This is a genomic window from Actinoallomurus bryophytorum (assembly GCF_006716425.1).
Classification (GTDB): domain Bacteria; phylum Actinomycetota; class Actinomycetes; order Streptosporangiales; family Streptosporangiaceae; genus Actinoallomurus; species Actinoallomurus bryophytorum.
On sequence record NZ_VFOZ01000001.1, the window covers coordinates 5,014,166 to 5,027,735 of the forward strand.

12 protein-coding genes are annotated in these 13,570 nt (G+C 70.5%); 3 read left to right on the forward strand and 9 right to left on the reverse strand.

All coding sequences use genetic code 11. The features are described 5' to 3' along the window. Window positions 1-128: 128 nt before the first annotated feature. Window positions 129-989, forward strand: a complete 861-nt coding sequence (locus FB559_RS23670) for a class I SAM-dependent methyltransferase (protein WP_141957743.1) — start codon at window positions 129-131, stop codon at window positions 987-989. Here FB559_RS23670 and FB559_RS23675 read toward each other — a convergent pair. The 5 genes from FB559_RS23675 to FB559_RS23695 all read right to left on the reverse strand — a co-directional run bounded on the left by FB559_RS23675 (window position 972) and on the right by FB559_RS23695 (window position 7,615). Next, a complete protein-coding gene (locus FB559_RS23675; protein ID WP_141957745.1) occupies window positions 972-2,264 on the reverse strand; it encodes a lipopolysaccharide biosynthesis protein in 1,293 nt (430 codons plus the stop codon). The genes FB559_RS23670 and FB559_RS23675 overlap by 18 nt on opposite strands. After that, window positions 2,261-3,397 (reverse strand): glycosyltransferase, encoded by a 1,137-nt coding sequence (locus FB559_RS23680; RefSeq protein ID WP_246122553.1) that lies wholly within the window; start codon window positions 3,395-3,397, stop codon window positions 2,261-2,263. Before FB559_RS23680 ends, FB559_RS23675 begins: the two co-directional genes overlap by 4 nt. After that, the gene (gene asnB / locus FB559_RS23685) at window positions 3,397-5,319 is read right to left on the reverse strand and encodes an asparagine synthase (glutamine-hydrolyzing) (protein WP_141957750.1); all 1,923 of its coding nucleotides are present in this window, start codon (window positions 5,317-5,319) and stop codon (window positions 3,397-3,399) included. The genes FB559_RS23680 and asnB overlap by 1 nt, the downstream gene beginning before the upstream one ends. Beyond that, complete coding sequence (locus FB559_RS23690) at window positions 5,307-6,503, reverse strand: glycosyltransferase (RefSeq protein WP_185792367.1); 1,197 nt, start codon at window positions 6,501-6,503, stop codon at window positions 5,307-5,309. Before FB559_RS23690 ends, asnB begins: the two co-directional genes overlap by 13 nt. 95 nt (window positions 6,504-6,598) lie before the next feature. Continuing rightward, a complete protein-coding gene (locus FB559_RS23695) occupies window positions 6,599-7,615 on the reverse strand; it encodes a hypothetical protein (protein WP_141957754.1) in 1,017 nt (338 codons plus the stop codon). A gap of 333 nt (window positions 7,616-7,948) precedes the next feature. On the opposite strand from FB559_RS23695, the gene FB559_RS23700 reads away from it, so the two are divergent. Continuing rightward, window positions 7,949-8,890, forward strand: a complete 942-nt coding sequence (locus FB559_RS23700) for an MraY family glycosyltransferase (protein WP_185792368.1) — start codon at window positions 7,949-7,951, stop codon at window positions 8,888-8,890. 30 nt (window positions 8,891-8,920) lie between these two features. Here FB559_RS23700 and FB559_RS23705 read toward each other — a convergent pair whose 3' ends face one another. From FB559_RS23705 to FB559_RS23720, 4 genes are all read right to left on the reverse strand, one after another. Next, window positions 8,921-9,931 (reverse strand): 1-aminocyclopropane-1-carboxylate deaminase, encoded by a 1,011-nt coding sequence (locus FB559_RS23705; RefSeq protein WP_141957758.1) that lies wholly within the window; start codon window positions 9,929-9,931, stop codon window positions 8,921-8,923. A gap of 159 nt (window positions 9,932-10,090) precedes the next feature. After that, window positions 10,091-10,756, reverse strand: coding sequence for a GntR family transcriptional regulator (locus FB559_RS23710; protein WP_141957760.1), 666 nt, complete (start codon window positions 10,754-10,756; stop codon window positions 10,091-10,093). Between the two features lie 10 nt (window positions 10,757-10,766). Beyond that, window positions 10,767-11,009: an aspartate racemase/maleate isomerase family protein gene (locus tag FB559_RS45660; RefSeq protein WP_141957762.1), complete on the reverse strand. Its 243-nt coding sequence runs from the start codon at window positions 11,007-11,009 to the stop codon at window positions 10,767-10,769. A gap of 425 nt (window positions 11,010-11,434) precedes the next feature. Beyond that, window positions 11,435-12,202, reverse strand: a complete 768-nt coding sequence (locus FB559_RS23720; RefSeq protein WP_141957764.1) for an IclR family transcriptional regulator — start codon at window positions 12,200-12,202, stop codon at window positions 11,435-11,437. Between the two features lie 58 nt (window positions 12,203-12,260). On the opposite strand from FB559_RS23720, the gene FB559_RS23725 reads away from it, so the two are divergent. After that, a complete protein-coding gene (locus tag FB559_RS23725) occupies window positions 12,261-13,565 on the forward strand; it encodes an FAD-dependent oxidoreductase (protein WP_141957766.1) in 1,305 nt (434 codons plus the stop codon). The last annotated feature ends 5 nt before the right edge of the window (window positions 13,566-13,570 follow it).

Consider the following 13,570-nt stretch of genomic DNA (forward strand, 5'->3'; position numbering starts at 1 on the left):
AGGCATCTTCTGGACGCGCGATCAAAGAGAGTCCGTGCCCAGGGAAAGGCGGCGATGCGACACGGCGGCATGACGGCCGCCGGACTCGGCGCCGCCGCAGGGATCGGACGCGGCAGAGGGAGTTGACCATGATCGACGGTAGCCAGGAGATCCTCGCGGGTGACCGGTTCGCGTTCGGCAGCAACTGGCGCGCCTTCGTCGAACTGGTCGACGAGGAGCGGATCAACGCCGCCATCGCCTCGCTCAGCGGGCCGCTGGACACCACCGACCTGAGCGGGCGCACCTTCCTGGACGCCGGATGCGGGAGCGGCCTGTTCTCACTCGCCGCGAACCGGATGGGCGCGCGGGTCCGGTCCTTCGACTACGACCCCGAGTCGGTCGCCGCGACGCTCGAGCTGCGGAGGCGCTTCGGCGACGGCGGAGAGTGGACCGTCGGCCAGGGATCCATCCTCGACGAGGAGACCGTCGCCGCGCTCGGCCGGTTCGACATCGTCTACTCATGGGGCGTGCTGCACCACACCGGTGACCTGTGGCGCGCCACCGACATCGCGGCCCGCCTGGTTGCGCCGGGCGGCCTGCTGTACATCTCCATCTACAACGACCAGGGGCTCGAGAGCCGCATGTGGCGGCGCGTCAAGCACCGCTACAACAAGTCCGGCGCGCTGGCGCGGCGGCTGCTCGTGCTGGGCAGTGCCGCCTACCTTCACCGGCGGCGGCCGCTGGCGAGCCTCATCGGCCTGGTACGCGGCACCGGCCCGGTCCTCTCGCGGCCGCCACGCGCGCGCGGCATGTCGGCCAGGCACGACCTGGTCGACTGGGTCGGCGGCTACCCCTTCGAGGTGGCCAAGCCGGAGGAGGTGTTCGCCTTCATGCACGAGCGGGGCTTCGAGCTGCGCCACCTGAAGACGTGTGCCGGTGGCATCGGCTGCAACGAGTACGTCCTCGAACGCGTTTCGGGACGCCCGCACGTCTCAGGAGGTCCGGCCTGAGAGCCGCGTGAACCTGCTTCGCACCCACTCCATCTCGGCCGGGCCGGGAAGCAGGTCCCGTACGCCGGCGCCGGTGGCGCGCAGGAACCACGCGGTCTGGAGGCCGGCCAGCGTGGCGTACGCGATGCTGGAGGCGGCCGCGCTGCCGGCGATGCCGTAGAGCGGCACGAGCACCAGGTTCAGCGCGATGTTGAGTCCGAGTGCCGCCACGGACATCGACGACGCGAGCGCCGGACGGTCGAGCCGCAGGAGGAAGGCGCCGATCGGCCGGGTGGCGCCGAGGGCCAGCAGCCCGGGAGCCAGCATGAGAAGCGGCGTCACGCTGCCGCGGAACGACGACCCGTAGATGACCGGGATCAGGAAGGGCGCCGTGGCGCACATCAGGCCGACCGAGACCAGCGCGACGACCGTCGTCAGGCGGGTGACCGCCATGGTCGCGGCGGCGGCGTCGTCGTGGCCGGTGTTCATCTGCCGGGGGAGCGCGATCTGGGCGATGGCGTCCGTGACCAGGCGCGTGAGCTCGGCGAGGCTGACCGCGAGAGAGTAGAGGCCCACCGCTGCCGTCGTCGTCATCCCGTCCAGGATCAGGATGTCGGAGCGGAACAGCAGGAACAGCGAGGCGAGCCCGGGGTGGTAGCGCAGGCCCCTCCCGACGGCCTGACGGGCCAGGGACGGCTCCCAGTCACGCAACCTCGGCCGGACCGCGGGCACGAGCACGATGAGCGGCGTGGTCACGGAGCACACCCATAGCAGGATGACCAGGCCGGGAGACATCCCGGCCGTCGTCGCCAGGAGCAGCAGCACCGTGCACTGCAGCGAGCCGCCGAGCAACGCCCCCCGGTTCACGACCTGCACCTGGGACCGCAGCACGAGGATGTTGTTGAGGTAGAGCACCGCCATCGCGCCCGGGATGGCCGACAGCGCGAGCGCGAGCATGCCGTAGCCGGCCACCGGGATCACGCCCGGCCCCAGCACGCAGACGATCACCGCCGCCGCGACCGCCGCCAGGGCGCCCACGACGAGCCCGAGCACCAGGCTGTTCGCGGCGAGCTTGCGCGGGTCCGCGGTGCGCGACCAGAGCCAGACGTGCGCCTGCTCGATCGACAGGTGACCGACCGAGATCGTGATCGCGGCGATGGTCGCGATCACGTAGTAGGCGCCGCGTCCCTCGGGCTGTAATTCACGGGCGATCACGACACCGCTGACCGCGCCCATGACCATCAGGCACGCGCGGATGACGACGGTGTGCGCGACCTGACGAATCTGGGTCTTCACCGCAGCAGCGTCCGGTACACGGATTCGTGCCGTACGGCGCACTCGTCGACGCTCAGGCGTTCGGCGTGCTCGCGGCCGGCCGTACCCATCCGCGACCGCAGCAGCGGATCGCCGGCGATCGCCTCGATCGCCGCGGCCAGGTCCGCCGGTGCGCGCGCCGGTACGAGGATTCCGGTGACCCCGTCGGACACGATCTCGGGAACGCCCCCGACCGCGGTGGCGATCACCGGGAGGCCGGCCGCCATCGCCTCCAGGACGGCGTTGGGCATCCCTTCGCCGTGGGACGGCAGCACCGCGAACTCGTAGTGCTCCAGCAGATCCCTCGCGTCGGGCACCGCTCCGGCGAGGGTCACGACGTCGTCGAGTCCGCGTGCCCCGATGAGCTCGGTGAGCCGGTCGCGCTCGGATCCCTCACCGATGAGCGACAGAGGAGGCGGCGTCGCGAGAAGGGCGAGCGCTTCGATGAGGTCGGCGTGACCCTTGTACGCGATGAGGTTGGCGACGACGATCCCCCGCGCCGGCCGGCGGGACGGGTCCGCGCGCCTCTCGTGGGGCTCGACACCGTTCGCGATCACCTCGACGCGGTGGGGCGGCACCTTCTCCTCGCGTACCAGCCTCTCCGCCTGGGCGCGGCAGTTGGTGAGGTACAGGGTCGACGAGTGGTGGCCGATGAAGTCCAGCACCGCGCGGAGGAGGCCGGTGGGCCTCGGAGGCGCCGCGCCGCGGCGGCCGTTGACCCGTACGGGGACGCCGGCCGCCCAGGCCAGCGGGAGCACGTGCGTGTAGCAGGTGAACAGGAACGCGTGACAGACGTCGGGCCGCAGCCGTCTCAGATGGGACCAGATCGCGAGGAGCTTGCGCGTCTCGGTGATCAGTACCCGCAGGGACCGCCTGCCGGTCTCGTCCCGCAGGCGCAGCCCCCCGTAGCCGAAGACGCGGGTGGGAATCCCGAGGCTCCGCAGGTTCGCCTCGTACGGGCCGCCGCGGCAGACCACGATGACGTGGACGTCGTGGCCACGGCCCGCGAGCCGCGACGCCAGCTTGACGAGCTGGGACTCGGTGCCGCCGACCTGGAGAGAGCCGATGGACAGCGCGATCCGCAGTGGCCGTCCGGCATCGCGCGCCGGCGTCATCACGATCGCCAGTGGTCCGCGCCCGCCGCGATCGCCGTGGTGGCCTGCGAATGAGCCCCGTCCACGAAGATGCGGTGCCACAGCTCGAACTGGATGAGCGCCCAGATCCGCGGGCTGTGGTCGGTTCCCTCGTCGTGCTGACGAAGGAGGCGGGTGACCGTCTCGGGCCGGAAGAGCCCACGTGAGCGTGCCGTGTGGTCGGTGAGCAGGTCCCAGGACAGGTCGCGCAGCTCGGTACGCAGCCACGCCGCGAGTGGCACGCCGAATCCCATCTTCGGGCGGTTGACCAGCTCGGGAGGGAGCCACTCGGCGACGGCATGCTTCAGCAGGTACTTCGTCACGCCCGACCGGATCTTCAGGTCGGCGGGAAGCCCGGCCGCCCACTCCATCAGGTGGTGGTCGAGGAAGGGCGAGCGCCCCTCGATGGAGTTCGCCATGGTGGTGATGTCGGACTTCACCAGCAGGTCGCCCGGAAGATAGGTGTTGACGTCGACGTCCATGATGGCCCCGATCCCGGAGCCGGCACGTGAGGCCGCGAACGACGCGTCCATGATCTCGTAGCTGTCCACTCCGGCGAGCCGTTCCCGCAGGGCGTCCGAGTAGAGCGCGAACTTCTGTTCGGGCGAGAAGTAGGACATCATCCGCGCGTAGCGGCGTGAGAGCGGATGGCTGAGCAGCTCCAGGACCCGGCCGGCCTTCCACAGTGAGGACTGCGGGGTGCCGCGTGAGACGAGCTGGGAGCCGAGACGTCCGAGCCGCGGACGCAGTGCCGCCGGCAGCGAGATCCGCTGGGTCCGCGCCATCGCGACGTACCGGCGGTAGCCGCCGAAGCACTCGTCCCCGCCGTCGCCGTTGAGCACGACGGTGACGCGCTCGCCGCTCATCTTGGCCACGTAGTAGCTGGGGATGGCGGAGGAGTCGGCGAACGGTTCGTCGAAGTGCCAGGCCAGCGCGGGGAGCACATCGATCGCGGACGGCCTGACCACCAGCTCGTGATGGTCCGTGCCGTACCACTCGGCCAGCCTTCGCGCGTAGCGCCGCTCGTCGAAGGCCTGCTCGTCGAAGCCGATGCTGAACGTCTTGACCCGGCCCGTGGTCTGGCGGGCCATGGCCGCCACGACCGCCGACGAGTCGAGGCCGCCGGACAGGAACGCGCCCAGCGGGCGTTCGCTGACCATACGTACGCGGGTGGCGTCCAGCAGCTTCTCGCGGAGCTCTTCGGCCGCCTCCCGCTCATCGGTCACCCGGCGCGGCGTGCAGTCCAGGCGCCAGTACGGGCGGACCTCGTGCGAGCCGTCCTGCCAGACGAGGAGATGCCCGGGCGGCAGCTTCCGCACGTCCCGCAGGATGGACCAGGGCGCCGGTACGTACTGGTAGGTCAGGTAGTGGTGCAGCGCCACCGGGTCGACCTCACGCGGCATGGCGGGATCCTGCATCAGCGCCTTCAGCTCGGATCCGAAGACGAGCGAGCCGCCGTGCGATCTCCAGTACAGCGGCTTCTTCCCGACGCGGTCGCGGGCGAGCAGCAGGCGCCGTCTGGGCGCGTCCCAGATCGCGAACGCGAACATGCCGCGCAGCCGGTCGATCAGCCCGTCGCCGTACTCCTCGTACAGGTGGACGAGGCACTCGGTGTCGCCTTCGCTGCGGAAGCGGTGCCCCTTGTCGCGCAGTGACTCTCGTAGCGACGCGAAGTTGTACAGCTCACCGTTGAGCACGGCCGCCACGGTCCGGTCCTCGTTGAAGACCGGCTGGTCCCCGCCCGCCACGTCGATGATGGCGAGCCGGCGCATGCCCAGGGCCGCGTGCTCGTCGGAGTGGAAGCCCTCACCGTCCGGGCCGCGGTGGATGAGCGCGTCGCACATGCGGCGGACCAGCCCGCCGTCGGGCGTGTCGGTCGATACGACTCCCGCTATTCCGCACATCGGCTCTCCAGGAGCTCTCGGTAGATGTGGACGTGGCGGTCGACCATCGCGTCGACGTGGAGGTGCTCCAGGCTCCAGTCCCGCGCACGTGCGCTGAGACGCGCGGCCAGCGCGGGGTCATCGAGGATCTGGGCGAGCCCGTCGGCCAGTGCCCCGGAGTCGGCCGGGGGCACGAGGATCCCGCGGCCGTCGAGCAGCTCGCCCGTTCCGCCGACGTCGGTGGCGACCACCGGGCGTCCGGCGGCCATGGCCTCCATGACGGCGTTGCTCATGCCCTCGTGCAGGGACGGCAGGGTCACGACGTCCGCACGCGCCAGCAGCGACTCGATGTCGGTGCGGTGCCCGAGGAACCGCACGTCGACGCCCAGCCGGGCGGCCTGGTCCTCCAGCGCCCGGCGTTCGCGGCCGTCGCCGACCAGGGCGAGCGTGCACGTACGCTGCCGGTCGCGGAGCCGCGCGACCGCCTCGATCAGGAACCGGTGACCCTTGTCCGGGTTGAGGTTCGCGATGCAGAGGATCAGGGGTACGGCGGTGGTGAGCGCCGCCGGATCGGCCGGTTCGAAGGCGCTGTCCGGCAGCCCGTTGTACACGGTCGTGATCTTGTCCGGCCGTACCCGCTCCTGGCGCAGCGTGTCCATGGCGACGGCCTCCGCGTTGGCCACGAGGAGGTCGGTCATGCGCGTCGCGAGGCGTTCGGCCGCCAGCAGCACCGGGCGGTCCCGCTTGAAGTCACCGAGGCTCCGGCGGCCCGCAATCAGCACTCTGATCCCCGCCATGCGTGCGGCCGGCGCGGCCGTCACGTAGCTGTGGAAGAGGAACGCGTGAAGGACGTCGGGACGGAGCCGCCGCAGCCGTAGCACCAGCCGGGCGAAGGCCCCGGTGTTGACCAGCAGCGTCCGCGGCCCGATGCCGGCGGCGAAACCGAGGTGCAGGACCGGCACTCCGGCCGCGTGGAGCGCGTCCTCTCTGGGGCCGCCCTTGAACAGCAGCAGCACGCTCACGTCGATCCCGCGCCCGCGCAGGCCCTTGGCGAGCAGGACGACCTGCTTCTCGGTCCCCCCGAGGCCGAGTTGGCCGACCAGGAGGCACACCCGGGCCGGGCCTCCGCCGGGGGCCGGGTGGGCCGCCGTGTCAGGCCTGGGTGTCCGGACGCCCGTGGCGTCGCCGGTGCGGAAGTCAGCCATTCGAATCAGCGTCCTCCGTGCCATTTATTACGTGCGCCGGAACATGGGCCCATTCATGCTCCGACGCACGTCGTGTGGTGGTTTATACGCCAGTCTCAGCCGATGCACCCGGGGACGGAGCCCGGAGGAGCGCAGTTGTTCGGCGCGTTGGTGGTCACGATACTGGTGACGAGTGAGACCCGGCCGACGATGGCGGCGTTGAATATCCCGCCGCCACTGGTGGCGATGTTGCGATTGACCAGGGTGCGGATGAGCGTGAGCCTGCCGTCCGTCGCATTGAAGAACGCGCCCCCGTTGGTGCCGGCCGTGTTGGCGTCCGCCGTCACGTTGACAAATTGGGCTCTTCCGCCCTGCCCGTTGTAAATGCCACCGCCGGTCGTGTTGGCGTGGTTGGCCCGGAGAATACTGAATTCGATGGTAAGAGAGCCATCGTTGTAGAAGCCGCCACCGCCACCGCCGCCGGCGCGGGTGGTGTTGTTCTGAACAAGAGTGTTCGCCACGTCGACGCGACCGCTGTCATTGGAGAAGCCGGCGCCGCTGTCCGCGGTGTTGCCCGTGAGCGTCACGTGGTTCAGCAACACGGTGCCGCGGGAGTTGAGGATGCCGCCCCCGGTGTCGTTCGTGGGGATCGTCGCGTCGGCGTTGCCGCCGGAGATGAACAGGTTCCGCAGCCCGAGTACGGCCCCGGACGCGACCTCGACGATGCGGAACGCCACCGCCGTCGAGGACCTGGCGATCGTGGTGGAGTTTCCTCCGATGAGGTTGAGGTTCCCGGTGATGAGCGGCAGCCCGTCCGGTCCTCGCCCCACCCCGTTGGACGTGGTCAGGAGGTAGGTGCAGTGCGAGGCCAGGAGGAGTGTGCCCGAGCCGGCGGTATTGGCCGTGTTGATCGCGGAGATCAGCGACGGCGTGCTGCAGGGCACGTTCACGACCTGACGGGCGTGTGCCGCGGTAGCGGTGGCGGGAATCCCCGCCAGTGCCAAGGTGGCGGCGACGGTGCCGCCGAATCGTCTATTTCCCGAACGCATCAGGCTCCCCCGAATGATATGGACATTTGTTCCTGTGGAATCGACTTTCGTTGCAGCGATCCAGTAAATCCACTGCTGTTTCAATAAAGTAAGATCGCAGACTAGCATGTGAGTTCGGCTATTAATAGTCCACAAGTCTTGACCGTAATTGGAAATCCTTTATGTGATGTCATGTTTCAGGCGTAATGTGACACGAGATGTCCGCTGGTGAGGGATCTGGAGCCGGTATTCGGCGGGCCGTTCATTCGGCTCGGCACGGTTATCGATGCGACCGTGTTTTGTGCGTGGCGACGTGCGGTAACAGGATCGAAGAGGTTCCGGTGTCGACGAGAGATCAGTGAAATGCCAATGGCCTGGGTGGGGTTCGTGGCCTTCGCGATCGTCGGCGGATTGACCGAGTTCGTGCGGAGATTGGCCGTGAAGCTGGCTCTGACCGATCGGCCCGGTGCGCGCAAGGGCCATCAGCACCCGACGCCCTATCTCGGCGGAGTCGTCATCGTCGTCGGCGTGCTGAGTCCGGCGGCCGCCGCCGTGGGCGGGGGAGACGCGCGCATCCTGACCGTGCTGGTGGCCGCGGCGGTCATCGCCCTGCTCGGTCTCGCCGACGATCTCCGGCCGCTGTCCCCTTCCCTCCGGCTGCTCGTGGAGGGACTGGCCGCCAGTTCGGTCGTCGCCTCGGGGGGTCACGTGAAGATCTTCGGGAACTGGCTGGACTACATCGTCCCGATGCTCTGGATCGTCGTCATCACCAACTCCTTCAACCTGCTCGACAACATGGACGGGGCGGCGGCCGGCGTCGGCTGCGTGACCGCGGCCGCGCTCGCGCTTCCGGCGCTGATGGTCGGACAGCGCGGTGCCGTCGCGCTGCTGCTGGCGCTCGCGTGCGGCTGCGCCGGCTTCCTGCCGCACAACTGGACGCCGGCGCGGATCTTCATGGGCGACGCGGGGTCACTGTTCATCGGGTTCGTCATCGCGGCGTCGGCGCTGCTGGTCTTCGCGTCTCCGGCCCACCACGCGAGTGTCGCCGGGCCGCTCATGGTGACCTTCGTCGCCACCGTCGACACCTGCGTCGTGATGGTCTCGCGGCATCGCGCCGGACGGCCGCTCATGCTGGGCGGGACGGACCACGTGTCGCACCGCCTGCGCCGGCTCGGGCTCAGCACCTGGCAGGTCGCGCTCGCCCTGTCCGGGACGGCCGCGCTCACCTGCCTCGCCGTGATCCCGGTGGTGCGGGGCTGGGTGCCCGCTCCGGTGCCGCTCATCATCGGAGCCGGATTGGGCGTGGCCCTCGTCTGGCTCCTGCAGAAGGTCCCCGTCTATGACCATCTCGGCGCCAAGCACAACGTGCGAGCCACCTGAAAGGCGGCGGCATGGAGCCGGCCGGTCCGTTCAGGAGAAGAGCGTGCTGTACGCGTCGAGTGCGGGCTGCCCGCCGAGGTGGGCGTACAGGACGGTGCTGTCCCTGCCGATCTCGCCGCGGGTCACCAGGTCGATCAGGCCGGCCATGGACTTTCCCTCATAGACCGGGTCGGTCACCATGCCCTCGGTGCGCGCCGCCAGGCGCATCGCGTCCAGGGTCGCCTCGTCCGGGATGCCGTATGTCCCGGCGTGGTAGCGCTCGTCCAGCTCGATCTCGTCCTCGCGCAGCTCACGTCCGACACCGATGCTCGCGGCGGTGCTGCGGGCGATGCGGGTGATCTGCTCGCGGGTCGCACCAGGCTCGGCGGAGGCGTCTATGCCGATCACGCGTCGGCCGTTCTCCGGCAGCGCGGCGAAGCCCGCGACCATGCCCGCCTGGGTGCTGCCGGTGACCGAGCACACCACGATGGTGTCGAAGAAGACGCCGAGCTCGCGTTCCTGCTCGGCCAGCTCGCAGGCCCAGCCGGCGAAACCGAGGCCGCCCAGCGGATGATCCGAGGCGCCGGCGGGGATGGCGTAGGGCCTTGCGCCGCTCTCCTCGATCTCGCGCAGCGTACGCTCCCAGCTCTCCTTGACGCCGATGCCGAACCCGGCGCGTACGAGGCGGACGTCGGCGCCGGCCAGCCGGCTGATCAGGATGTTGCCCACCTTGTCGTAGGCCGGGTCCGGCCAGTCGACCCAGCTCTCCTGCACGAGTACGCAGCCGAGCCCGGCCCGCGCCGCCACCGCGGCGACCTGACGCGTGTGGTTCGACTGAACGCCACCGATCGACACCAGCGTGTCGCAGCCCTTGGCGAGGGCGTCGGCGACGAGGTACTCCAGTTTGCGCGTCTTGTTCCCGCCGTAGGCGATCCCGGAGTTGCAGTCCTCGCGTTTGGCCCAGACGGAGGCGCCGCCCAGGTGGCCGGTCAGCCGCTCGAGCCGGTGTACGGGGGAGGGGCCGAACAGCAACGGGTACCGCTCGAACGATGTGATCGACATGCTGAACTCCCGTAGCGGTAGGTGGGCGGCGGCGCCCAGGGGCGGCCCGAGGGCGGGCCGGCAATGTTGCCGAGGCGGTCGGTGGTGTGGGGGTGCGGGAGTCGGGGGAGGCCGGTCGCGATGGTCGTCGTCGGGGGCCGGGGTCAGCGGGGGCCGGGGTCAGCGGTCGTCGGTGGGGATGGGGGCGTCGGCGAGGTCTTCGAGTGACCGCCAGATCCGCGCGGTGACGCGGACCGCGGTCTCGATGTCGCCGGCAACACAGGCGTCGATCAGTTCGTCGTGCAGGGTGACGGACAGACGGCCCTCGGACGGCCCGAACTTCAGGCGTTCCAGCCGGCGGATCAGCGGGGTGTAGCGCTCGACCGTCGCGGCGACGGCGCGGTTGGCGGTGGCGCGTACCAGGACGTCGTGCAGCTCGTCGTCGGCCCGCATGGCCGCGTCGACGTCACCGTCGCGTACGGCGGTGTCGAACCGGTGGTTGGCGGCCCGCATCGCCGCGATGTCGTCGGCGGTCAGCAGCGGCACCGCGGTCCGCGCCGCGAGCTCGTGCATGGCGCGGACGACGGCGGCGGCGTCCCGCACGTCGCGCGGCACGAGCGGCGTCACCCGCGTGTAGCTCTGGGGCTTGGTCTCCACCAGCCCTTCGCCGGCCAGCCGGGACAACGCGTCACGCACCGGCGCGCGGGAGAGCCCGAGCCGCGCGGCGAGATCCGCGTCGCGCACGGCCGCCCCGGGAGCGATCTCACCACGGACGATCGCGTCGCGAATCGCCAGATAGGCCGACTCACGTAGCAGCGTGCGCTTGACGGGCCCTAAGGTGTCCATGACTGAAATGTTAGATGTCACGCGCCCGCCATGGCAACACCTGACCCCCGCCGCACCGGCTACGCGGTCGGCCTCCCGGGCAGGGCAGGGCGACGACCTCGATGCCGTGGCCGTCCAGGAAGTCGGCGAACCGCTCCGCCACGTCGGCCGGACAGGCGGCCGCGACCGCGACGCGGCGTACGCAGGGGTGGCGGGCCGTGTTCATGAAGGCGGAGGAGGCGCTGGAGGCGGGTACGCCGGCGATGGTCTGCACCCCGGCCCCGCACACGACCGGTGAAGGACGGACGGGGCCGCAGCGACCACCCTGGACCACTCCACGTGCGGTCACGGTCAAACCGACAGGCCCGCGCCCATCCGGCGGCGGGCCACAGCCGGTCGCCACCGGCCTCCGCCCCCGCTCCGGCGGGCTGTTCGCCTCCGCGACGGGCCGGTTTCCGCCTCGGGCTCTGGCCGAGCGATCGCCTCTGTCTGATGGCTCTTCGACGGTGCGGGCGGCGTCGGTCACGCAGGGGTGCGGGCTCGGCCATTGTCCGTGGCGGGCGTGCGGCGTCGGGGATCGCGGTGGCGATCGGCGGCTGGTGGCTGCTCAGGGCCAGGGCCGCGCCATGCCGTGCCGGCCCCGCGTGGGCCCGCGGGGGGGCAGGCACGTTCAGCTTCGCTCGCTCTGCGGTGAGGGGGTCACAGTTCGGCGCGGAGGAGTTCTTCGACGGTGTGGGCGGCGTCGGTCACGTAGGGGGCCAGGGCTCGGCCCGCGTCCGCGGTGGGCATGCGGCCTGTGGGGATCACGGCGGCGATCGCGGCCAGCGGGGCTCCGGTCAGGTCGCGCATGGCGGCACCCACCGCACAGATGCCGCTCTCTCCCTCTTCCAGGTTGAGCGCGTAGCCCGTGCGCCGGATCTCGGCCAGTTCGTCCATGAGTCCGTCCCAGCCGGCGATCGACGATGGCGTACGGGCGGGGAGTTCGTGTCCCGTGTAGCGCCGGTTCAGTTCGGCAGGGGACATGGCGGCCAGGAGCGACTTGCCGCCCGCCGTGCAGTTCGCCGGCAGGACGACGCCGGTGCGGCTGCCGACCCGTACCGCGCGGGGGCTCTCCACGCAGTCGATGAAGCGGATGTCGCGGCCCTCGAGCAGGCTGAGGCTGATCGTCTCCTGGGTCCGCTCGCGCAGGTCCTCCAGAACCGGGCGGGCGACGCGGCGGATGTCGATGCCGCCGATGGCGGCCAGCCCGATCTCGTTGAGTACCGGCCCCGGACGGTAGACGCCGTTCGGCTTGTCCTGGAGTACGAACCCGTGCCGGCGCAGGGCGGTGAGCAGGCGATGGGCGGTGGAACGCGCCGTTCCCAGGGTCTCGGCGGCCTCGGCGACGCGGATGACCTTCCGCTCTCCGATCAGCTGCAGCAGCCGCAGAGCGTTGTCGACCGAACTGAGGCGGTCTGGATTCGGCATAGCGGAACTATAACGACAGCTATTCCAAACGGTAGAACGATTTCGTACTGTGCCGTTCATGCCGAACAGAACCGATCTCCCGGTGGTCGTGGTCGGCGCGGGGCCGGTCGGCATGACGGCCGCCGCCGCGCTCGTGGGGCAGGGCGTCCCCGTGACCGTGGTCGAGGCCGCGCCCCGGCCGAGTCCGGACTGGCGGGCGTCCACCTTCCACGCGGCCACGCTCGAGCTGCTCGAAGAGATCGACATCACCGGGCGGATGCACGACGAGGGTCTGGTGGTGCCCAAGTACCAGTTCCGCGACCGGACCGAGGGCCTCGTCGCCGAGTTCGACCTGGGACTCCTGGCCGACGAGACCCGGTATCCGTACCGGCTCCAGATCAACCAGCAGCACCTGGTCCGCTTCCTCTACGACCGCCTGCGGCAGGACGACGGGGCCGACCTGCTGTTCGGCTCCCGCTTCGTTCCGACCGAGCAAGCCGAACAAGCCGAACAAGCCGAACCGACCGGGCACGCCGAACGGCACGACGGCATCGAGGTCACCATCGACACCCCGGACGGCCGGCGTACGCTCCGCGCCTCCCACCTCATCGGCGCCGACGGCCCGCGCAGCTCGGTCCGCAAGTCACTCGCCATCCCGTTCGAGGGCCATACCTACACCGAGCGCTTCCTGATCGTGAGCACCACGGTCGACATGCGCGAGCAGCTGCCCGGTATCGCCGAGGTCAACTACGTCGCCGACCCCGAGGAGTGGCTGTTCATCCTGCGCACCCCCGAGTCCTGGCGGGTGCTGTGGCCGGTGCCCCCCGAGGTCTCGGCCGAAGAGGCGACCCGGCCCGAGGTCCTCCAGGAACGCCTGCAGGGGGTCGCGCCGCGCGCGGACGGCTACCCGATCGTCGACCACCAGATCTACAGCGTGCACCAGCGGGTGGCGGGCGCGTTCCGGCGGGGGAACGCCTTCCTGGTCGGCGACGCGGCGCACATCAACAGCCCGATGGGCGGCGTCGGACTCAACAGCGGCATCCACGACGCGATGGACCTGACGCGACGCCTGGTCCGTGTACGCGGCGGCGCGACCGCCGCCGAGGCCGAGGCCGAGTTCGACGCCTTCGCGAAGCGCCGGCGCCGCATCGCGCTGGAGTACGTGCAGGCCGACACCGAGCGCAACACCCAGCGAATGCGGGAACGGGACGAGACGCTCCGCCGCCACAACCAGGCCGAGCTGCGCGCGATCGCCGCCGACCCCGCCCGTGCCCGTACCTGGCTGCGGCGCGTCTCGCTGCTGGAGAGCGTGCGGCGGTTCGGCATCGGCGTCCCGCCCGCCGGGCTGCACGGACCCGAAGTGACCGAACCATCCATGTCCTGACCGAC